Source organism: Hydrocarboniphaga effusa AP103, from assembly GCF_000271305.1.
Lineage (GTDB): Bacteria > Pseudomonadota > Gammaproteobacteria > Nevskiales > Nevskiaceae > Hydrocarboniphaga > Hydrocarboniphaga effusa.
This window is the reverse complement of record NZ_AKGD01000004.1, coordinates 57,286-77,878: the sequence shown is the minus strand read 5'-3', so window position 1 is coordinate 77,878 and position 20,593 is coordinate 57,286. Positions and strand designations below refer to the sequence as shown.

Below are 20,593 nucleotides of genomic sequence, written 5' to 3'. Positions count from 1 at the left end.
CGATTTATTTGAAACGCGCGAAAGCGAGCGAGCCGTTGGTGCCGCCGAAACCGAACGAATTCGAGACCACGACATCGATCTTCGACTCGCGCGCCTTGTGTGGCACGTAATCGAGATCGCAGCCTTCGCTCGGATTGTCGAGGTTGATGGTCGGCGGCAGGATGCCGTCGCGAATCGCGAGGATCGAGAAGATCGCCTCGATGCCGCCCGCCGCGCCGAGCAGATGCCCGGTCATCGACTTGGTCGAGCTCACCGCAACCTTCTTCGAATACTCGCCGAGCGCATGCTTGACAGCGATGGTCTCGGCGATGTCGCCCGCCGGCGTCGAGGTGCCGTGGGCATTGATGTAGTCGATCTGCTCGGGATTGAGCTTGGCGTCGCGCATCGCGTTCTGCATCGCACGACGCGCACCGTTGCCGTCATCCGGCGGCAGCGTGATGTGCGAGGCATCCGACGACATGCCGAAACCGACGAGCTCCGCATGGATGCGGGCGCCGCGCGCCTTGGCGAACTCGTAATCTTCGAGCACGACTACGCCGGCACCGTCGCCAAGCACGAAGCCGTCGCGATCCTTGTCCCAGGGACGCGAAGCGCGTTGCGGATCGTCGTTGCGCGTGGACAAGGCACGCGCCTGGCAGAAACCGGCCATGCCGGCAGGCGCGGAACCCGCCTCGGCGCCACCGGCAATGATGACGTCGGCATCTCCGGCCTGAATCAGGCGCATGCCGACACCAATGGAATGAGCGGCCGTTGTACAGGCCGACACGGTAGCGAAGCTCGGGCCGGTCAGACCGAGATCGATCGAGACGTAGCCCGCCACCATGTTGATGATCGAAGCGGGAACGAAGAAGGGCGAGACGCGTCCCGGCCCCTTCTCCGCCATCTTCTTCACTTCTTCCTCGATAAACCCGATCCCACCGATGCCTGAGCCGACGAGAACACCAATGCGTTCGCGGTTCTCATCGGTGATTTCCAGTCCGGCATCGCGCACCGCCATCTTGGAGGCGGCGACACCGTAATGGATGAACGGATCGGTCTTGCGAAGCTCTTTGGGCCCCATCCAGTTGGTGGCGACGAAATCATCCGCCACCTGCCCAGCGAAGCGGGTGGTGAAAGCGGACGTATCGTAGCCCTTGATCGGACGGATACCGGACTGCCCGGCCAGAATCGCGGCCCAGGCAGACTCGAGTGTGGAACCGACGGGCGAAACGATGCCCATGCCGGTGACGACGACGCGTCTGCGGCTCATTCGTAAGATTCGAGGGAAGTGGGTTTGTGCAGCGAAGCCCGATCAGGCCTGCTGGTTGGTGTGCGTTTTGATGTACGTCAGGACGTCCTGGAACGTCACGATCTTCTCGGCTTCTTCATCCGGGATATCGATTTCGAACTCTTCTTCGAGGGCCATGACGAGTTCGACGGTGTCGAGCGAATCGGCCCCCAGATCTTCCACGAAGGAAGCCGTCGGCGTGATCTGATCTTCAGCCACGGACAGCTGCTCCGCAATGATTTTCTTGACCTTTTCTTCCAAGCTGCTCATGAAAACTCCCTCTCTGGGGTCTGACGAAATTAAGAGACAACGTTGATCTAGTGTACGGGAAGCATTGCGGCGCTTGCCACCGGCTGACCCTAGAGCCAGCCGACGACTCACGGACATTCTAACCCATGAACATTCCGCCGTTGACGTGTAGCGTATGGCCGGTGATGTAACCGGCCTCCGATGATGCAAGAAATGCGACAGCGGACGCCACCTCGTCGGCCGAACCCAGGCGCTGAAGTGTGATGCGCTCGAGCAGTTTGGTTTTGACGTCTTCGGGCAGGCCGTGCGTCATGTCGGTTTCGATGAAGCCCGGCGCAACCACGTTGACGGTGACATTGCGCGAACCGAGTTCCGCTGCAAGCGACTTCGACATGCCGACGAGCCCGGCCTTGGCCGCAGCATAGTTCGCCTGCCCCGCGTTGCCGGTCGCGCCGACCACCGAGCCGATGCTGATGATGCGGCCGTAGCGCGCTTTCATCATGCTGCGCATGACGAGCTTGCTCATGCGGAACACGGCCGAGAGATTGGTTTCGACGACATCGTTCCAGTCGTCGTCCTTGAGGCGCAGCGCGAGGGTGTCGCGCGTGATGCCGGCGTTGTTGACCAGGATCGCGATCGGACCGATGGTCTTTTCGATGTCGCTGACGAGCGCGGCGGCGGCGGCGCCGTCCTTGACGTTGAGCAAACGCCCCACGCCGCCGAGCGGCTTGAGCCAGGCATCGATCGCCGCTGCGCCGGACTCGCTCGTGGCGGTGCCGATCACCTTCGCGCCGCCTTGGGCCAGGCGTTCCGCGATGGCCTTGCCGATACCGCGGCTGGCGCCGGTCACGAGTGCCACGTTTCCTTCGAATTTCATCGTGCTTCCTTGGGATGGTTCAGGGTTGCGCTCAAGTGCGAGCCAGCGAAAGTGCGGCAACCAGCGCGGCCGGGTCTTCGAGCGCCTGCGACTGCAGGCCATCGACGATGCGCTTGTTCAAGCCCGCGAGCACCGAGCCCGGGCCGCATTCGAAGTACGCGCCGATGCCGGCCGCGTGCAGCGCGCGTATCGTCTGCGTCCAGCGCACCGGCTTGAACAGCTGCTCGCGCAGTGCAAGCCGGATATCGTCCGCGGTCGCGCGCGGCTGCGCGTCGAGGTTGTGATAGACCGGAATCGCCGGTGCCTGGATATCGGTGTTAGCGAGCTGCTCGGCGAGTTTGTCGGCCGCATCGCGCATCAGCGAACAGTGCGAAGGCACCGACACCGGCAGGCGCTTGATCAGCTTGGCGCCGTTGGCCTTGCCGTTGGCCTGCAGCCAGTCGAGCGCCGCGGTCTCGCCGGCGACCACCACCTGGCCCGGCGAGTTGTAGTTGACCGGTTCGAGCACTTCGGAGCCCGGATAGCTCTTGCAGAGCGCTTCGATCCTGTCGTCGTCGAGGCCGAGCACGGCCGCCATGCCGCCGGTGCCAGCCGGAACCGCAGCCTGCATGAGCTGGCCGCGCAGTTCGACGAGCTTGAGCGCGTCGGCGAACTTGAGGCTGCCGGCCGCGACCAGCGCCGTGTACTCGCCGAGGCTGTGTCCCGCGTAGGCGCTGGCGGATGGCGGTTCCTGCCGCTGCCAGACGCGAAACAGCGCGATGCTCGCCGCGAGCAGCGCGGGCTGTGTGCGCTCGGTGCGGTTGAGCTCTTCGGCCGGGCCTTCCTGCACGAGTTTGAGCAGATCCCAGCCCAGGACTTCGGAGGCTTCGCGATACGTCGGCTCCAGCTCGGCGAGCGGGTGCTTGCCGAGCATGCCGACCGCTTGCGAGCCCTGGCCCGGAAACAGCAAGGCGTACTTCATTGCGGACTTCTCTCCATGTGCGGGCGTCGCCGCCCGGTTGCTTGGTGCTTTCAAGTTGCGATTCGTTACGAACCGATGCGCTCGACGCGGTTCCAGGTGCGGAAAATCAGCGCATACGCAAACGCCGAGAGCGCTCCAAAAAAATGCGAATCCGTCGCCACGACCCCCCCGATCGCGGTCTCGTCCGAAAGCGGCGCGCCCGCGATCTGCTCGTAGCCCAGCTTGCCGAGCAGAAAGACCAGACACCCGAGGCTGATCAGGTCGCGCCTGAAAACCTGGGGCAGCAAGCCCAGCACGAACAGGCCGTGGATCACGCCCGACATACCGACATAGTTTTCCAGCGTACGGGAGAAAACGTAAAGGCACACGGACATCACGATGCCGATGAAGGCGACGCGCCGGGCCAGCACCACGACCGAAAGGGGCTGCGGGCACAGCAGCACGAGCACGGCGAGGCCGATCTCGTTGAGCATCCAGTGATACCAGCCCAGGTGGACGAAATTGCCGGTCAGCAGGCGCCACCATTGCCCTTGCGCGAGTGCGGCCCGGTCATACGAAAGCCACTGCCGTCCGAAGTCGCCGAGGCACTCGGTGCCGAGCAGAATCAGCATCAGAATCAAGGGTGCGAGCCAGCTTCGGGGCGAGAACGAAGCTGTCTCAGCGCTGTCAGATGCGTTTGCTATCATCCCGCGTCTTTGTTGCGACTTTTCCCGCGACCTCACAAGGCCTTACCGATCATGCGAACCCCTTCCAGAACGCCCGCCGCGTTTCGCCCATCCGCCACCGCTGCCGCCTTCTCGCGGGGCTTCACGCTCATCGAGATCATGGTGGTCGTGGTCATCCTGGGCATTCTGGCCGCCGTCGTGGTGCCCCGCATTATGAACAGGCCCGACGACGCCCGCATCGCCAAGGCCAAGCAGGACATTCGCGTGCTGGAGTCGTCGCTGAACCTCTACAAACTCGACAATTTCGTCTATCCGACCACCCAGCAAGGCCTCGAAGCCCTGGTCGCTCCGCCCTCCGGCGAACCGGCCGCCAAGAACTGGAAGCAAGGCGGCTATGTCGCCAAGCTGCCGAATGACCCCTGGGGCAACCCCTACCAGTACCTCTCTCCCGGCGTGAAGGGCGAGATCGACATTTTCTCACTCGGTTCGGACAACCGTCCGGGCGGCGAAGGCGCGGCTGCCGATATCGGCAACTGGGATCTCGGTGGGTGAGACGACGCGCTTTGAAACCGAAGGTTTCTGCGTCGTCGAACGCCCGGCCAAGGACGGACGGGCTGGAGTCCGTCAAACACCCTGAATTGCCGCTCCGGATGGCGCTCGGCGATCTTGCCGACCGCCGGCGCAACGAGATCGGGGCTCGCAGACACCAGGGTGGCTTCACGCTGATCGAAGTCATGGTGGTGGTGCTGATCATCGGCATCCTCGCCACGTACGCGAGCTTGTCGATCGGCAATCGCTCGGTCGACGATCGGCTGCAGAACGAATCCAGGCGCCTCGAACAGCTCGTCGCCTACGCGGCCGAAACCGCGCAGGTGCAAGGCGTCGAGATCGGCATTCGCTCCACCACCGAAGGTTTCGAATTTCTCGCACAGGACAATCAGGGCCTCTGGCAGCCGATCGGCGAAGGCATCCTGCGGCCGCGGCAGATCGCCGAGCCGTTCTATCTCGAACTCTGGGTCGAGGGACAGAAGGTCAAACCGATCGAGGTCGATCGGGCGAAGGAGCACGAGCTGGCCGAGCAGGACAAGAAAGCGAAGGAAAAGAGCGACGCCGAACTCGACTTGAATTCCTCACCGAAGAACCGCCCCAAGCCGCAGGTGTTCCTGCTGTCGAGCGGCGACGCCTCGGAGTTCGCCATCGATCTCAAGCTCAAGAACTATCCGGCGTACTACCGCCTCGAATGCGACGTCCTGAGCCGCTGCAAGCTCGAACGGCAGCAGGCGCGCTCTTGAAGCACGTCCATCCGCCTGCCGCTGCGCGCCGCGCGAAAGGCTTCACGCTCGTCGAAGTGCTGGTCGCCGTTTCGGTGCTCGCGCTGGCGCTCAGCGCGGTGATTTCGGGCATGTCGCGCTACGCCTCCAATGCGGGCTATCTGCGGCAGAAAACCGTCGCCCTATGGGTGGCGCACAACCGGCTCACCGAATTCGCGCTCGATCAGGCCTGGCCTTCGGTCGGCAAGACCGACGGCAAGGCCAAGATGGCCGGCATCGAATGGAAGTGGCGGGCCACGGTGACGCAGACGCAGGACGACAAGCTGCGGCGCATCGATGTCGACGTGATCGCGCCCGACGATCCCAAGGGCAATGCGGTACTGGCCTCGCTGACGAGTTTCGTCAACCGATGAGCCCTTCGATGCGCGCACCGCGCAGCCGCGGCTTCACGCTGATCGAAGTCATCCTGGTGGTGCTGATCTTCGGCATCATGGCGGCGATGGCCTACGGCGGACTCAACAGCGTGCTCAAGACGCGCGTCTCGATCGAAGCCTCGATGAAGCGCACGGCCGATCTGCAGAAGGCCTACATGCGCATGCGCTCGGACTTCCAGAACTATGTCCCGCGCCCGATCCGCGACAACTTCGGCGACGTGCAACCCTCGATCCGCGGCGCGCGCGAGCAGGTCGTCGAGCTCACACGCGGAGGCTGGCGCAACCCGCTGTTTCTCAAGCGCAGCAGCATGGAGCGCGTGAGCTATGCTCTCGACGGAGACAAGCTGCAGCGCATCAGCTATCGCGTGCTCGACCGGGCGCAGGACAGCGAGCCGGTGCGCACGGTGCTTCTCGACCAGGTCAAGGAGCTGCGGCTGCGCTACATGGACAAGGAGCGCGAGTGGGTCGACCAGTGGCCCCAGCAGCAACTGCAACAGCAAAGCGGCGAGAACCCGGCTCGGCAGGACCCGCCACCACCGCTGGCGATCGAACTCACGCTCGTCACCGCCGATCTGGGTGAACTGCGGTTCCTGTTCAAGCCGGGCGCGGAGCCGATGCCGGCGAACATGAATCTGCAGGGACAACCACCGCCGCCGCCCGCCGGGAACAACTCGAGCGGAGACGAAGGTAGTGGCGGAAGCGGCGGGTCGGGTAATGGCGGCGATACGGGCGAGGGGAACGGCAGTGAATAGCCCCCATCGCCAGCGCGGCATCGCCCTGATCACCGCGATCCTGATCGTCTCGCTCGCCGTGATCGCAGCCACCGCGATCCTGTCGGCCGGCAGCATGAGCATCCAGCGCACCTCGACGCTGCAGGAGACCGAAAAGGCCTGGTGGTACGCGACCGGCGTCGAAGCCTGGGTCAAGGGCATTCTTCAGCGCGACGCGCGCATGAACAAGCTCGATGCGCTGAGCGACATCTGGGCGCAGCCGGTGGCCGGCCTTCCGATCGAAAACGGCTTTCTGGCCGGACAGATTTCCGACATGCAGGGCCGCTTCAACCTCAACAATTTCGGCTTCGCCGATGCGGCCGGCCAGGACAGCGAAGCGGCGTTCAAGAAATGGCAGACCGTCTTCATCCGCCTGTTCGAACAGCTCGAAATCGAGCCGGCGCTCGCCCGTCCGATTTCGGAGGCGATCAAGGATTGGGTCGACCGCGATCAGAACCCCACGCCCTACGACGGCGCCGAGGACAACGAGTACCTCGGCAACAGTCGCGGGAGCGGACAGCCGCCGTATCGGACCGCGAACCGGCCGATGATGAGCGTCACCGAACTGATGGCCGTCAAAGGCGTGACGCCCGAAATCTATCGGGCGCTGTTGCCTTATGTCTCGGCCCTGCCGCTCAGGACGACGATCAACGTCAACACCGCGCCGGAGCCCGTGCTGCGCGCGCTCGCCGCGCAGCCGAGCCCGTCGCTCGAGGAATTCATTCGCAGCCGGGCGGAAAAGCCGATCGAGAATATCGGCGAGCTGACCAACAGCGGAGCGCTCACCGGCAACGATGTGGATATCGGCATGCTCGGCACCGGGAGCCAGTTCTTCCAGCTCCGTGCAGACGCGAATATCGGTAATTCTCATGTGGCAATATACAGTCTGTACTATCGCCCCCAGGCGGGCGCCCCGCTGGTGCTGATGCGCAGCACAGACAGCGAATAGTGCAGCCGCCAACTTCATTTCCACGTCATTCGATCAACCCAAGCGACTCAGCCGCGTGCGAGAGATTCTTTATATTCGCCTGCCTTCGGGCGTACCGCCCGACGCGCTGATCGCGGCTCCGGTGGAGTTCGCCGTCGCCCCGGCCGACCGTTCGGGCCTGAGCAGCGTCCAGCACGGCACGCTCGAAGCCGCCCTGCAGCAGGCTGCCGGTCGCCGGCTCATCGTCTTCGTGCCGGGCGCCGATGTGCGGCTGACCTCGGTCACGGTGCCGGCCCGGCAGGCCTCCAAGGTGCTGCAGGCCGCGCCGTATCAGCTCGAGGAACAGCTCGCCGAGGATATCGACACCCTGCACTTCGCGCTCGGCCCGCGCCAGGCCGACGGCAGTCATCCGGTGGCCGTGGTCGCCGACGAGCTCATGCGGGCCTGGACCGCGCCGTTCCGCGAACGCGGCCTGCGCCTCGAAGCCCTGGTGCCGGACACGCTGGCCCTGCCCTGGGACGCCGATCAAGGTCGCTGGAGCGCGCTTTGCGAGGCCGAGCAGGTCGTCGTTCGCAATGCGCCGTTCTCGGGCTTCCACTGCGCGCCCGACGATTTGACGAGCTATCTGTTGATGGGCGATCCGGACAAGAGCCGCGCTTTGCGCCTGCTCACGCTCAGCAACGCCGGGCTCGATTACAGCCGCATCGACTGGCCGCTCGAACTGCTGCCGGGCTATCACTGGCCGCTCGAAGTTTTCGCCCAGCATCTGCAGCTGTCGCAGGCGATCGACCTGCTGCAGGGCGAGTATTCGCAACGGCAGGATCTCGATCGCTACTGGAAGCCCTGGCGCGCCGCCGCGATTCTCGCGGTCGTTGCGATCGCACTATCGGCGACGATCTACGGCATCGAAACCTGGCGGCTCGGCCAGCAGCTCAGCGCGCAGGATCAGGCTAACCTCGCCCGCTTCCAGGCGCTGTTCCCGAACGAAACCCGCATCGTCGACCTGCAGGTGCAGCTCGATCAGCAGATGCGCGCGCTCAAGGGCTCGGGCCAGGATGCGGGTGTATTCCCGCTGCTCGAAGTGATGACGCAGGCGGTTGGCGCCAATCAGGGGCTCAAGCTGCAGAACCTGCAGTTCCGCGACGGCGCCCTGTTCGTGGCGATGAAGGCGTCCGATCTGCAGGTCGTCGAGCGGCTGCGCGAGTGGTTCGCCTCGCAGCGCGCGGCGACGCTCGAAGTGCAGTCCGCCGACGCGGGCACCGAAGGCGTGCAGGTGCGCGTCAAGCTCACACCGGTCTGAGAATCGCGAGCGCACATGGCCAATCAACAACTCCGGGATTTGCTGCAGCAAGGGCGCGTGCGCTTCGAAGCGCTCAGCCCGCGCGAGCGCTGGATCGTCGGCGGCGGCGGCATTGCCCTGCTGCTCACCGTGATCTACCTGAGCATTGTCGAGCCGCTCGCCAACGCCCATCGCAGCAGGCTCGAGGCGCTCGATTCCTCACGCGCGCTCGCCAGCCGCCTCGAAGCGGCTGCGGTGGCCGTGAGCGGCGCCGCCCGCAAGACCGGCGCTGCGCAGCAGGGCCGCAACATGTCGCTGCTCGCCGCGGTCGATCAGTCGACCAAGGCCGGCTCGCTCGGCAAGGCGCCCGAACGCCTGCAACCCGAAGGCGATACCGAAGTGAAGATCTGGTTCGACGACGTGCCGTTCGACAACCTCGTGCGCTGGCTCGCCGATTTGCAGACGCGCTACGGCATTGCCGTGCAGTCTCTCGACATCGAAGCCCAACCCAGCGTGGGCCTCGTCGACGCCCGCCTGTCGCTGACCCGGAACAAAGGATGAAGAAGCGCTGGCCGATTCTGCTGGGTGTGCTGGTCTTCCTCTACTCGCTGGTGATGTACGCCCCGCTGGCAGTGGTCTACGGCTACCTCAAGCCCGAAGGCTCGACGGTCGAGCTGCGCGGCGTCGCGGGCACGCTCAAGCAGGGTTCGGCGGCCGGCGTCGTCGTGCGCGGCGAAACTGCGGTGCGCGACCTGCGCTGGACCATGAGCGTCTGGCAGCTGCTGATCGGCCGTGCCGCCTTCGATTTCTCGGGCAGCGGCGACGGTCTGGTGCTCGAAGGCCACGCGGCGCTGCCGGTCACCGGCGGCGTGCGCCTGTCGGACCTGCGCGCGAGTGGCTCGGTGAAGCCGCTGCTGGCGGCGCTCAAGCTGTTTTTGCCGATCGACGGCCAGCTTGGCCTCGATGCGCAGAAGCTCGTGCTCGACAACGGCTTCCCGACCCAGGCGCAGGGCTCGCTGACGCTCAACCGGCTGGCGTGGAAGCTCGGCCGCGAGCCCTTGATGATCGGCGACTTCCAGGCCGAGCTGGTGCCGGTCGACGAAGGCCTGGCCGCCAAGATCAAGACGCTCGGTGGCCCGCTCGACGCCTCGGGCGAAGCAGCCCTGCACGCCGACCGCAGCTACGACCTGCACCTGCAGATTCGCGCCAAGGCCGACGCTCCGCAGCCGCTCGTGAACATGCTGCGCACGCTCGGCGCGGCGGATAACCAGGGCTATTACCACATCCGCCGCAAAGGCCAGATGGAGTCGCCCGCCGTCGAGGCCGTGCAGGAGGTTTCGGAGTAATGCCAGCCACCAATCCGGACTGGATGCCGCACATCGTCGTCGCCACCATCGTCGAGCGCGAGGGCCGCTTCCTGCTCGTCGAGGAACGCATCGCCGGCGAGCTCGTGCTGAACCAGCCGGCCGGACACTGGGAGCCGGGCGAGACGCTCGTTGAAGGTGCGATTCGCGAGACCGTCGAGGAGTCGGGCTGGGACGTCGAGCCGACCGCCTTCCTTGGCATCTACGAATGGCAACCCCAGGGCCTTGCCTATCCGTTCGTGCGCTTCGCCTTCATCGCCGGGGCGCTCCGGCACCATCCCGAACGCGTGCTCGATACCGGCATCGAGCGCGCGGTTTGGCTCACGTACGACGAAGTGGTCCAACAAGCGTCGCGTCTGCGCAGCCCGTCGGTGCTGACCTGCATCGAGGATTACCGTGCCGGTCGGCGGTATCCGCTGTCATTGATCCGGCACGTCGCGCCACGCTGAGCCTGTCGTGAGTGCAGCGCCGCATGTGATCGTGGGCTTGTCCGGTGGCGTCGATTCGGCCGTCTCGGCCTGGCTGCTCAAACAGCAAGGCTACCGCGTCTCGGGCCTGTTCATGGTCAACTGGACCGAGGACGAAGCAGGCTATTGCAGCTCCGCCGACGATTTCCAGGACGCCCGGGCGGTCTGCGAGGAACTCGACATTCCGCTGCACCGCGTCGATTTTTCGGCCGAATACCGCCAGCGCGTGTTCGATCGCTTCCTCGCCGACTACGCCGCCGGCAAGACGCCGAACCCCGACCTGCTGTGCAATCGCGAGGTCAAGTTCCAGCCGTTCCGCGAGCATGCGCTGCGGCTTGGCGCCGACTTCGTCGCCACTGGCCACTACGCACAGCTCGATCATTCGGCCGCCGATGGCCCGCGCCTGTTGCGCTCGGTCACCGAGGACAAGGACCAGACCTATTTCCTCGCCCTGGTCGCACGCCGGCAGTTCGAGAAAGTGCTGTTCCCCATCGGCGGGCTCACCAAGCCCGAGGTGCGTGCCCTCGCCGCCAAGGCCGGATTGCCGAACCATCGCAAGAAGGATTCGACCGGCATCTGCTTCATCGGCGAGCGCGAGTTCCGCAGCTTCCTGCAGCACTACCTGAAGCCGAATCCGGGGCCGATGATCGACGACGCCGGCGCCGTCGTCGGCCAGCATCAGGGGCTCATGTACTACACGCTCGGCCAGCGCAAAGGCCTGGCAATCGGCGGAGTTCGGGGCGCGCGCGAAGCGCCGTGGTTCGTGGTCGCCAAGGATCAGCCGAACAACGTGCTGCGCGTCTCGCAGGACGGCGCGCATCCGCTGCTGATGTCGAACGTGCTGACGACGCTGCCGTTCGAATGGATACGCCAGCCTTCGCCGCTGCCTGAGCGCCTGCATGCGCGCATCCGCCATCGGCAGATCCTGCAGGCCTGCTTGGTTCGCGTTGCCGAAGACGGCGGCGTGCAGGTGCGCTTCGAACAGGCGCAGCGCGCGATCGCTGCGGGGCAGTTCTGCGTGCTCTACGACGGCCAGGAATGCCTCGGCGGCGGCGAGATCGCCGGCGCGTTCTGAAACCGGTCGGTTACGAGACTTTCGGAATCAGCCGGTCGTCGGCCGGGATCACGCTTCCCCACTGCTTGCACGAAGGGCATTGCCAGAACAGCAGGCCCGGCGCGAGGCCGCAACTCGTGCAGCGGTAGCGGTTGCGCGCGGCAGCCGCGGTCTTGAGCGCTTCGCGCAGATTGTTCATCGCCACGGCCGAGGTCTCATCGGCCGGCGGCTCGATCGACGACAGCAGCTGTTCGAGCAAGGCCCAGTTCGGCGAGGCCGAGAAGGTCTCGGCCAGGAAACGCGCCGGGTTCATGCCGGTTTCGCGCATCAGCTGGGCCTGGGCCAGGGCACTCGCGCTCGCCGAGGTTTCGCTGTCGATCTCGCGCAGAAAATCCAGGAACGCCGGCAGTTCGCCGAGTTCCTTCGAGCAGCGCATGAGCGGCTCGACGATCTCGGGCGTGTAGCGCAGATCCTGCTCGGGAACCTGGCGCAGCGATTTGACCGCGGCGCGAAAGTCTTTCGCCTCTTCCTGAAGGCGGCCGAGGATGAGGTTGGCGCGCACGCAACCGCCATCTTCTTCGAGCGCGCGGTTGGCGAGGCGAATGGCCTCGTCGATGTCCTTGCCCATGCGCGCCTGTTCGGCGAGCTCGCAGTAATACTGGGCAATGACGGGCTGGCGCGGCTGGGCGCCGACGGCCTGCAGGCGCCGGCTCGCTTCGATCGCGCGCCGCCATTCGCGGCTCTGCTCGTGCACGGAGATCAGCGCCTCGAGCGCCGCCGTGGCATACAGCCCGCGATGGCTCAGCTGCTCGAACAGCTCCTCGGCCTTGTCGATCATGCCGGCCTTGAAGTAGTCCTGGGCCAGCTCGAAGCGCGTGCGCTCCATCTGCTCGCTGGTCAGCTGGGCGCGATCGGCCAGGGACTCGTGCACGCGCAGCGCCCGGTCGAGCTCGCCGCGCTTGCGGAACAGGCTGCCGAGCGTCAGGTGCAGCTCGACGGCCTGGGTGTCCAGTTCGGTCGCCCGCAACAAGGAAGCCACGGCCTGATCGGGATCGTCGTTGACTAGATGGCTCATGCCTGCGAGCGCATCCGGCGAGACCCCGGAGGCGCCCGAGGTGCTCGCCGGCTGCGTCGGATCGGCCGGCCCGCGGGCGCGCAGGTACCAGCCGAGGGCGATGCCCAGCGGCAGGACCAGCCAGACCGACAGGCTGTCAACCATCCTTGAGCGGCGATTCGGTGATCGGAATGGCCCGCAAGGTCTTGAGTTCGGCTTCGGCGTCCGCGAGCTGCCGGCGCAGGCGCCGCGCTTCGGACTTGAGCGACAGAATGCGCGTCGAGCAGACGATCAGCGTCAGCAGCACGGCCAGGATGAACTCGGCGACCACCAGCGCGATCAAGGGCAGTTCGACCTGCCCGGCCAGATAGTCGAAGCGAATGGTCTGGGCGTTGAAATAACCGACCGCCGCGCCGACACACAGCACGATCAGCAGCAGGACGGTGAGCAGGACTCGATACATGAGGGCTGTCCCTGGGGGTCTGAGCAGCGTTTCCGAGCCACACGGCGAACGAGGTCGCCGGAGTGGATGAGACCTGCTGGGTCTATAGAGACCGTTTAGGTGCGCTTGGCGTCTTCTTCAGCCTTTTCGTTGACTCGCTCGCGCATTTCCTTGCCTGGCTTGAAGTGCGGCACATGCTTGGCCGGAATCGTCACCGATTCACCGGTCTTGGGATTGCGGCCGACCCGGCTGGGGCGGTGATGCAGTGCAAAGCTGCCGAAGCCGCGGATCTCGGCGCGATCCTGCCGCGCCAGCGCCATGCTGATTCGATCGAGAATGAGCTTGACCGCCAACTCCACATCCTTGTGCATCAAATGCGTCTGTCGCGCAGCCAGACGTTCGATCAGCTCAGACTTCGTCATAAAGGTTGATAAATGGCCGCCCCTTCATGAACGATAGATAAAAAAGAAGGGCCGCGCAAGCGCGGCCCTTCGATTTTTCCCAATCTTTTTGGGTAGATACAGCTGACAGCTTACTCGCCGCTGCCGCCCAGCTGGTCCTTGAGCAGGTCGCCCAGGGAGGTCTTGCCGGTGGAGGCGTTGCGGCTGTATTCCGTCACGATCTCGGCTTCTTCCTGGATTTCCTTCTCGCGAACCGAGAGGGTCACGATGCGGCTCTTGCGATCCACACCGATGAAGCGGGCTTCCAGCGTATCGCCGACCTTGAGCACCTTGGTCGCATCTTCGACGCGCTCACGCGACAGGTCGTTGGCCTTGATGTAGCCCTCGACGCCACCGGCGAGTTCGATGTTGGCGCCGCGAGCTTCAACCGCCTTGACGATGCCCTTGACGATCTGGCCCTTGGTGTTCTCAGCCATGAACTGGGTGAGCGGGTCCTGCGCAACCTGCTTGACACCCAGGCTGATGCGCTCACGGGCCGAGTCGATCGCCAGAACCACGGCGTTGACTTCCATGCCCTTGCTGTACTTGCGAACGGCGTTGGTGCCGTCGTCGTTCCAGTCGAGGTCGGACAGGTGGACGAGGCCGTCGATGCCACCGTTGAGGCCGATGAACACGCCGAAGTCGGTGATCGACTTGATCTGGCCGCTGACCTTGTCGCCCTTCTGGTAGTTCTGGCTGAACTCTTCCCATGGGTTCGGCACGCACTGCTTCATGCCCAGGGAGATACGACGGCGCTCGCCGTCGATGTCGAGGATCATGACCTCGACTTCCTGGCCAATGGTGACGGCCTTGTTCGGGTTGATGTTCTTGTTGGTCCAGTCCATTTCGGACACGTGGACCAGGCCTTCGACGCCCGGCTCGATTTCGACGAACGCGCCGTAATCGGTGATGTTGGTGACCTTGCCGAACAGGCGGGTCTTTTCCGGGTAGCGGCGGGCGATGTCGACCCACGGATCGGCGCCCAGCTGCTTGAGGCCCAGCGACACGCGGCGACGCTCGCGGTCGTACTTGAGAACCTTGACTTCGATTTCCTGGCCCACGGTCACGACTTCCGCCGGATCCTTGATGCGCTTCCAGGTCATGTCGGTGATGTGGAGCAGGCCGTCGATGCCGCCCAGGTCGACGAACGCGCCGTACTCGACGAGGTTCTTGACCACGCCCTTGAGCACGATGCCTTCCTGCAGGTTGGCCAGCAGGCTGTCACGCTCGGCGCTGTACTCGGCTTCGAGCACTTCGCGACGGCTGACGACGACGTTGTTGCGCAGGCGATCGAGCTTGATGACCTTGAACTCGAGCGGCTTGCCTTCCAGATACGACGTATCGCGAACCGGGCGAACGTCGACGAGCGAACCGGGGAGGAAGGCGCGGACGGTGCCGATGTCGACCGTGAAGCCGCCCTTGACCTTGCCGGTGATGATGCCGATGACGGTCTCTTTGCCCTCGAAGGCCTTCGTGAGGCGCTCCCAGGTCTTGATGCGTTCGGCCTTTTCCTTGCTGAACTTGGTTTCGCCAAAGCCGTCTTCGACGGTTTCCAGCGCCACTTCCACTTCGTCGCCGACATTGAGGTTCAGCTCGCCATCGACGAGGAACTCTGCGATCGGGATCACGCCTTCGGACTTCAGGCCCGCGTCGACGATGACGACGTCGGGTTTCAGCTCCAGCACGATGGCACGGACAATGGTGCCCGGCTGCATGGACTGGCCGCCGGTCAGGCTGGCTTCAAAAAGTTCAGCAAAAGATTCGCTCATGGTGTCTCGGTAATCCTGCCCGCGACGGAGAAAGGCAGTCAGTCAAATTATCGAAGGCCGCCTCCGCTTGTGGCCCAGGCTCTGCAATACCGCTTCACGAAACTAGAAAGCTCTCGAAGGAATGCTTCAGAGCAAACCACGATCCTTGACTAAACCTTCAACACGCTCAGCCACTTGCGTGGGATTCAGGTGCGTGGTGTCGATCAGGATCGCGTCACTGGCAGGCACCAATGGCGCCACGGTGCGAGTGCGGTCCCGCTCATCGCGGGTGCTAATTTCGGTGCAGAGGTCTGCCAATATAGCGTCTTGCCCGGCGGCCCTCAACTGCAGCAGCCGGCGACGGGCCCGCTCCTCGGCCGACGCGGTCAGGAACAGCTTGAGCGCTGCGTCCGGAAACACCACGGTGCCCATGTCGCGGCCGTCGCCGATCAGCCCCGGCGCGACGCGGAAATCCTTTTGACGTTGCAGCAGCGCGGCGCGAACCGCCGGCGCGGCTGCGATCTGCGAGGCCAGGCCGCCGGTGGCTTCGGCGCGGACGGCGGATTTGATGTCGCGACCGTTGACCCAGATCGCCTCGTTGTCCTCGTGATCGCCCGTGAAGCGGATGTCGAGGCCGCCCGCGAGCGCGGCGACCGCATCGGTGTCGCTCAGGGTGATGCCGGCGTCGACCGCCGCGAGCGCGAGAATGCGGTAAAGCGCCCCGCTGTCGAGCCGCTGCCAGCCGAGCCGGGCCGCGAGCCCGCGCGAGACCGTGCCCTTGCCGACGCCGGAAGGCCCGTCGACGGTGATGACGGGAACGCTCGCGCCCTTGTTCAGTGAAGAGGTCATTTCTCAGCCCGCAGTCGATCCGGAGGTCAATGCAGCGAGCTGCAAGAAGTAATCCGGGAAGGTCTTCGCCACGCAGCCCGGATCATTGATGCGAACCGGCACGCCGCCGCAGGCCGCGAGCGAAAAGCACATCGCCATGCGATGGTCGTCGTAGGTGTCGATGGTTGCCGGCTTGAGCGCTGGTGGCGGCACCACGCGCAAAAAATCCGGCCCCGCTTCGACCTCGGCGCCGAGCTTGGCGAGTTCGGCCGCCATCGCCGCGATGCGGTCGGTTTCCTTGACGCGCCAGCTGCCGATGTTGCGCAGCACGCAAGGGCCGTCGGCGAACAGGGCGAGCACCGCCGCAGTCATCGCGGCGTCCGGAATGTGGTTGAAATCGGTGTCGAAGGCCTTGGGGCGAAAGCCGGCGGCCAGACCGGCCGAACGCACCTCGGTCCAGTCGTCGCCCTGTGTCACATGGGCACCCATCGCGGCGACGACATCGACGAAGCGCACATCGCCCTGCAAGGTCGTCAGGCCCATGCCGTGTATGCGGATCGGCCCACCCGCGAGCGCGCCGAGCGCAAGGAAGTAGGACGCCGACGAGGCATCGCCCTCGACCGCGAAGTTGCCCGGTGCCGAATAGCGCGATCCCGCTGCGACTGTGAATCGCGGCGCGCCGGTCGCCGTCTGCGAGCGCTGCACCTCGACGCCGAAGCGCCGCATCAGCGCGATGCTGAGCTCGATGTAGGGCTTGGAGATCAGCTCGCCTTCGACTTCGATGACGAGTTCGTGCTCGCGCGCGAGCAGCGGAGCGGACTGCAGGATGCCGGTCAGAAACTGGCTCGATGCATCGCCGCGCACGCGCACGGGCTGCGTCGTACGCGCCTGCGCCGGTGTGATCAGCAGCGGCGGAAAACCTTCGTTCTGCTCGTAGGCGATCCGCGCCCCGAGCGGCCGCAGCGCATCGACCAGATCGCCGATCGGACGCTCGTGCATGCGCGGCACGCCGGAGAGTCGGTAACGGCCCTCCATGAACGCGAGCACCGCGACGAGCGTGCGCACCGAGAGCCCGGAATTGCCGACGAAGATGTCGGCCTCGCGCAGCGGAAAGCGCCCTGCACCGCCGACCCGCCAGGCGTCGCCGGTCTGTTCGAGCGATACGCCGCAGGCTTTCAGGGCTTGGCGCATCACGCGCGTGTCGTCGGAATCGAGCAGCCCGGTCAGCCGCGTCTGGCCTTCGGACAGCGCGGCGAGCAGCAGCGCGCGTATCGAAACGCTCTTGGAACCCGGAAGTTTCAGCTCACCGCGCGCGGCGCGAATCGGCGCCAGATCGAGGAATTCGGTTCGAGGCGAAGCGCTCATTCGATCTGCGTCAGATAGTGCTCGCGCGCATTGCGCGCGCGTTCGAAAACGGTTTTGAGTTCGTCCCAGCGACCGCCGTCGATCATCGCCTGCATGGCTTGCAGTTCGGCGATCTGTTTGGCGAGGATCGTCGACACCGAGGCCGCGTTCGCGCGCACGATGTCATGCCACATCTGCGGCGAGCTCGACGCGATGCGCGTGAAGTCGCGAAACCCGCCGCCGGCATTGGAGAAAATCTGCCCGCTGCGATCGATGCCCGCGAGCGTGTCGACGAAGCTGTAGGCGAGCAGATGCGGCAGATGCGAGGTCGCGGCGAAGATTTCATCGTGCAGCGACGGTTCCATCTCGACGACGCGCGCACCGCAGAGCTCCCAGAGCGCGCGAACCTTGGCGAGCGCTTCGGGCGCCTGCTGCGCATGCGGCGTCAGGATCACGCGATGCTTGCGGAATAGGCCTTCGAGCGAATTGGCGACACCGCTCTTCTCGGTGCCCGCGATCGGATGCCCCGGCACGTACCAGCCCGGCAATTCGCCGAACACGCGCCGCACGTCGGCGAGCACCGATTGCTTGGTGCTGCCGACGTCGGTGACGACGCAGTTGGCCGGCAGCGCCGGGGCGATCGCGGCGAAGGCTTCGGCCGTATGCAGCACCGGCACCGCGACGATGACCAGATCGGCTTCGGCGACCGCGGACGACGCGCTGTCGGCCGCCACATCGATCACGCCGAGTTCGACCGCCGCGGTGCGCTGGCGCGCATCCGGATCGAAGCCGACGATGCTGCCGACCGCGCCCGAAGCGCGCAGCGAGCGGGCGACCGATCCGCCGATCAGCCCGAGGCCGATGACCGCAAGCCGCTTCGCCAGCATTTAGCGCTGGCCCTCGGCGAGCACCTCGCGCAGCGCAGACAGGAAGCGATCGTCCTCGCGCACGGTGCCCATGCTCACGCGCAGGAAGTTCGGCATGCCGTAGGAACCCATCGGGCGCACGATCACGCCACGCTCGAGCAGACCCTTGTGGATCGGCGCCGCGTCGCGGCCGAAATCGACGGTCAGGAAGTTGGCCTGCGAAGGCAGCACGCGCAGGCCGAGCTTCTGCAACTCGGCGCCGACGCGAATGCGCTCGCTGGCATTGAGCTCGACCGACTTCTTCACATGTTCCTGGTCGGCCAACGCCGCCTCGGCCGCGACCAGCGCGAGCGAGTTGTTGTTGAACGGCTGGCGCACGCGATTGAGCAGATCGGCCACCTTGGCGTCCGACAGTGCATAACCCGCGCGCAGGCCGGCAATGCCGTAGACCTTCGAGAAGGTGCGGCAGACCAGCAGGTTCGGATAGCGATCGAGCCAGACGCGCGCATCGGAGCGCAGTTCCACATCCTGATAATCGAAGTAGGCCTCGTCGAGCGCGACGATCACGTGCGGCGGCACGCTGTCGAGAAAGGCTTCGATTTCCTGCGGCGTGTTCCAGGTGCCGGTCGGATTGTTCGGATTGGCGATGAACACCAGGCTCACGTCCGGGCGCGTCTTGAGCACGCGCGTGAACGCGGCCAGATCGTGGCCGAACGGCATCGTCGGGTGATCGGCGCCATGGCTCGGCACCACCACGGCCTCGGCGTTCTGCGCGAGCGTGGCGAGCGGATACACCGCGAACGCGTAGTCCGAGAACATCACCGCGCGGCCCGGGCCGGCGTAGATGCGCGCGAGGAACTCGAGGATGTCGTTGGAGCCGTTGCCGAGCGTGATGCGGTCGGCCGAGATGCCGTGATATTCGGCGATCTTGTTCTTGAGCTTGTGGCCGCTGCCGTCGGGATACAGACCGAGATTGCCCTTGGTGGCCTCGGCGATCGCGGCGCTGACCTTGGGGCTCGGGCCGAGCGGGTTTTCGTTCGAGGCGAGCTTGATGACGTCGGCGATGCCGAGCTTGCGCTGCAGTTCTTCGATCGGCATGCCGGGCGTGTAGGCATGCAGCGACAGGATGCCGGGCAGCGCGTTGCGGAACAGGTTTTCGGAGGCCGCGCCGGCGGCCGTCGTATTTTCGGACATGTCAGATGACCGCTTGAGGGTAAGAGCCGAGCACGCGGAACAGCGCCGCGCGCGAGCGGATTTCGTCGAGCACGGGCTTGATCTGCGCGTCCTCGCAATGGCCGTCGATGTCGACGTAGAAGTTGTAATCCCAGGCCGCGCGACGCGAAGGACGCGATTCGAGCTTGGTCAGGTTGATGCCGGCCTTGGCGAACGGCTGCAGCAGTTCGAACAGCGCGCCCGGCGCGCCCTTCTGCGCCGAGAACACCAGCGAAGTCTTGTCGCGGCCGGTCGGGTCGGACAGCTTGCGGCCGATGATCAGAAAGCGCGTGGTGTTGGACGGATCGTCCTCGATGTTGCTGGCGAGCACGTTGAGACCGTAGCGCTCGGCCGCGGCCTTGCTCGCGATGGCGGCGCCCTGCCCGGTTTCGGCGACCTGCTGGGCCGCCGCGCCGTTGCTCGCAACCACCGCCTGCGTGGCGTGCGGCAAGCTCTGATGCAGCCAGTTGCGACACTGCGTGAGCGACTGCGCATGCGAGAACACCACCTTGATCTGGTCGATGCGATCGACCTTGGCCATCAGATGGTGATGCACGGGCAACAGCACCTCGCCGCAGATCGTCAGCGTCGCCGAGGCGAGTTCATCGAGCGTGTTGGTGACGACGCCGCCGATCGAATTCTCCACCGGCACCACGCCGTAGGCGGTATGGCCGGCGTCGACGTCGCGGAAAATCTCGTCGATCGCCCGCTTGGCGCGCGCTTCGACCGCATGGCCGAAATGCTTGTAGACGGCCTCCTGCGTGTAGGTGCCTTCCGGGCCGAGGTAGGCGACCGTGAGCGGCGATTCGAGCGCCAGGCAGGCCGACATGATCTCGCGCACGAGCTTGGCCATGGTCTCGTTCGAGATCGGGCCGGCGTTGCGCTCCATTGCCTTGCGCAGCACTTCGGCCTCGCGGGCCGGGCGGTAATGGTCGCCGACGTCGCCGGCCTTGGCCTTGATGTCGCGAATCGCCTCGGCCACCCGGGCGCGCTCGTTGATGAGTCCCTGAATCTGCTCGTCGAGAGCGTCGATGCGGACTCGGGCTTCGGGAAGCGTCGTCGGTTTCATGGTC

General features: G+C 65.3%; 24 protein-coding genes. 10 read left to right on the top strand and 14 right to left on the bottom strand.

The genetic code is table 11. The annotated features are described in order from the left end of the window. Positions 1-4: 4 nt before the first annotated feature. From fabF to rrtA, 5 genes are all read right to left on the bottom strand, one after another. Entirely contained in the window at positions 5-1,249 is a 1,245-nt protein-coding gene (gene fabF / locus WQQ_RS19655) for a beta-ketoacyl-ACP synthase II (protein WP_007187011.1), read from the bottom strand. Between the two features lie 42 nt (positions 1,250-1,291). Beyond that, positions 1,292-1,537, bottom strand: coding sequence for an acyl carrier protein (gene acpP, locus WQQ_RS19650; protein WP_007187010.1), 246 nt, complete (start codon positions 1,535-1,537; stop codon positions 1,292-1,294). Positions 1,538-1,655: 118 nt separating this feature from the next. Then, positions 1,656-2,393, bottom strand: coding sequence for a 3-oxoacyl-ACP reductase FabG (gene fabG / locus WQQ_RS19645; protein WP_007187009.1), 738 nt, complete (start codon positions 2,391-2,393; stop codon positions 1,656-1,658). A 31-nt stretch (positions 2,394-2,424) separates the two neighbouring features. Then, complete coding sequence (gene fabD / locus WQQ_RS19640; RefSeq protein WP_007187008.1) at positions 2,425-3,354, bottom strand: ACP S-malonyltransferase; 930 nt, start codon at positions 3,352-3,354, stop codon at positions 2,425-2,427. 65 nt (positions 3,355-3,419) lie between these two features. After that, on the bottom strand, positions 3,420-3,965 hold the full coding sequence (gene rrtA / locus WQQ_RS19635; RefSeq protein ID WP_007187007.1) for a rhombosortase: 546 nt from the start codon (positions 3,963-3,965) through the stop codon (positions 3,420-3,422). Positions 3,966-4,091: 126 nt separating this feature from the next. On the opposite strand from rrtA, the gene gspG reads away from it, so the two are divergent. From gspG to mnmA, 10 genes are all read left to right on the top strand, one after another. After that, positions 4,092-4,571, top strand: coding sequence for a type II secretion system major pseudopilin GspG (gspG, locus tag WQQ_RS19630; protein WP_050997775.1), 480 nt, complete (start codon positions 4,092-4,094; stop codon positions 4,569-4,571). An 86-nt stretch (positions 4,572-4,657) separates the two neighbouring features. Next, on the top strand, positions 4,658-5,311 hold the full coding sequence (gene gspH, locus WQQ_RS23345; protein WP_157534804.1) for a type II secretion system minor pseudopilin GspH: 654 nt from the start codon (positions 4,658-4,660) through the stop codon (positions 5,309-5,311). After that, complete coding sequence (gspI, locus tag WQQ_RS19620; protein WP_007187003.1) at positions 5,308-5,703, top strand: type II secretion system minor pseudopilin GspI; 396 nt, start codon at positions 5,308-5,310, stop codon at positions 5,701-5,703. Before gspH ends, gspI begins: the two co-directional genes overlap by 4 nt. 8 nt (positions 5,704-5,711) lie before the next feature. Beyond that, positions 5,712-6,476, top strand: coding sequence for a type II secretion system minor pseudopilin GspJ (gene gspJ, locus WQQ_RS19615; protein ID WP_007187002.1), 765 nt, complete (start codon positions 5,712-5,714; stop codon positions 6,474-6,476). Continuing rightward, complete coding sequence (gene gspK, locus WQQ_RS19610; RefSeq protein WP_007187001.1) at positions 6,469-7,443, top strand: type II secretion system minor pseudopilin GspK; 975 nt, start codon at positions 6,469-6,471, stop codon at positions 7,441-7,443. Before gspJ ends, gspK begins: the two co-directional genes overlap by 8 nt. 55 nt (positions 7,444-7,498) lie before the next feature. Next, positions 7,499-8,722 carry a type II secretion system protein GspL gene (gene gspL, locus WQQ_RS19605; protein WP_007187000.1) on the top strand — a complete coding sequence of 408 codons (1,224 nt, stop codon included), beginning with the start codon at positions 7,499-7,501 and terminating at the stop codon, positions 8,720-8,722. A 15-nt stretch (positions 8,723-8,737) separates the two neighbouring features. Further along, positions 8,738-9,262 (top strand): type II secretion system protein M, encoded by a 525-nt coding sequence (locus WQQ_RS23340; RefSeq protein WP_007186999.1) that lies wholly within the window; start codon positions 8,738-8,740, stop codon positions 9,260-9,262. Then, positions 9,259-10,047, top strand: a complete 789-nt coding sequence (locus WQQ_RS23335) for a type II secretion system protein N (RefSeq protein ID WP_007186998.1) — start codon at positions 9,259-9,261, stop codon at positions 10,045-10,047. The genes WQQ_RS23340 and WQQ_RS23335 overlap by 4 nt, the downstream gene beginning before the upstream one ends. Then, positions 10,047-10,514 (top strand): NUDIX hydrolase, encoded by a 468-nt coding sequence (locus tag WQQ_RS19595; RefSeq protein WP_007186997.1) that lies wholly within the window; start codon positions 10,047-10,049, stop codon positions 10,512-10,514. The genes WQQ_RS23335 and WQQ_RS19595 overlap by 1 nt, the downstream gene beginning before the upstream one ends. 7 nt (positions 10,515-10,521) lie before the next feature. Then, positions 10,522-11,607, top strand: a complete 1,086-nt coding sequence (gene mnmA, locus WQQ_RS19590) for a tRNA 2-thiouridine(34) synthase MnmA (protein WP_007186996.1) — start codon at positions 10,522-10,524, stop codon at positions 11,605-11,607. Between the two features lie 10 nt (positions 11,608-11,617). Here mnmA and WQQ_RS19585 read toward each other — a convergent pair whose 3' ends face one another. From WQQ_RS19585 to pheA, 9 genes are all read right to left on the bottom strand, one after another. Next, positions 11,618-12,805: a tetratricopeptide repeat protein gene (locus tag WQQ_RS19585; RefSeq protein ID WP_007186995.1), complete on the bottom strand. Its 1,188-nt coding sequence runs from the start codon at positions 12,803-12,805 to the stop codon at positions 11,618-11,620. Then, positions 12,798-13,103: a LapA family protein gene (locus tag WQQ_RS19580; protein WP_007186994.1), complete on the bottom strand. Its 306-nt coding sequence runs from the start codon at positions 13,101-13,103 to the stop codon at positions 12,798-12,800. The genes WQQ_RS19585 and WQQ_RS19580 overlap by 8 nt, the downstream gene beginning before the upstream one ends. Before the next feature lie 95 nt (positions 13,104-13,198). Next, positions 13,199-13,504, bottom strand: a complete 306-nt coding sequence (locus WQQ_RS19575; protein ID WP_007186993.1) for an integration host factor subunit beta — start codon at positions 13,502-13,504, stop codon at positions 13,199-13,201. Between the two features lie 110 nt (positions 13,505-13,614). Further along, positions 13,615-15,291, bottom strand: a complete 1,677-nt coding sequence (gene rpsA / locus WQQ_RS19570; protein ID WP_007186992.1) for a 30S ribosomal protein S1 — start codon at positions 15,289-15,291, stop codon at positions 13,615-13,617. A gap of 126 nt (positions 15,292-15,417) precedes the next feature. Next, positions 15,418-16,119 (bottom strand): (d)CMP kinase, encoded by a 702-nt coding sequence (cmk, locus tag WQQ_RS19565; protein WP_007186991.1) that lies wholly within the window; start codon positions 16,117-16,119, stop codon positions 15,418-15,420. A 3-nt stretch (positions 16,120-16,122) separates the two neighbouring features. Beyond that, positions 16,123-17,463: a 3-phosphoshikimate 1-carboxyvinyltransferase gene (gene aroA / locus WQQ_RS19560; RefSeq protein ID WP_007186990.1), complete on the bottom strand. Its 1,341-nt coding sequence runs from the start codon at positions 17,461-17,463 to the stop codon at positions 16,123-16,125. Further along, positions 17,460-18,329, bottom strand: coding sequence for a prephenate dehydrogenase (locus WQQ_RS19555; RefSeq protein ID WP_007186989.1), 870 nt, complete (start codon positions 18,327-18,329; stop codon positions 17,460-17,462). The genes aroA and WQQ_RS19555 overlap by 4 nt, the downstream gene beginning before the upstream one ends. Further along, positions 18,330-19,502, bottom strand: coding sequence for a histidinol-phosphate transaminase (gene hisC, locus WQQ_RS19550; protein WP_007186988.1), 1,173 nt, complete (start codon positions 19,500-19,502; stop codon positions 18,330-18,332). Between the two features lies 1 nt (position 19,503). Then, positions 19,504-20,589, bottom strand: a complete 1,086-nt coding sequence (pheA, locus tag WQQ_RS19545) for a prephenate dehydratase (RefSeq protein WP_007186987.1) — start codon at positions 20,587-20,589, stop codon at positions 19,504-19,506. Positions 20,590-20,593: the final 4 nt, after the last annotated feature.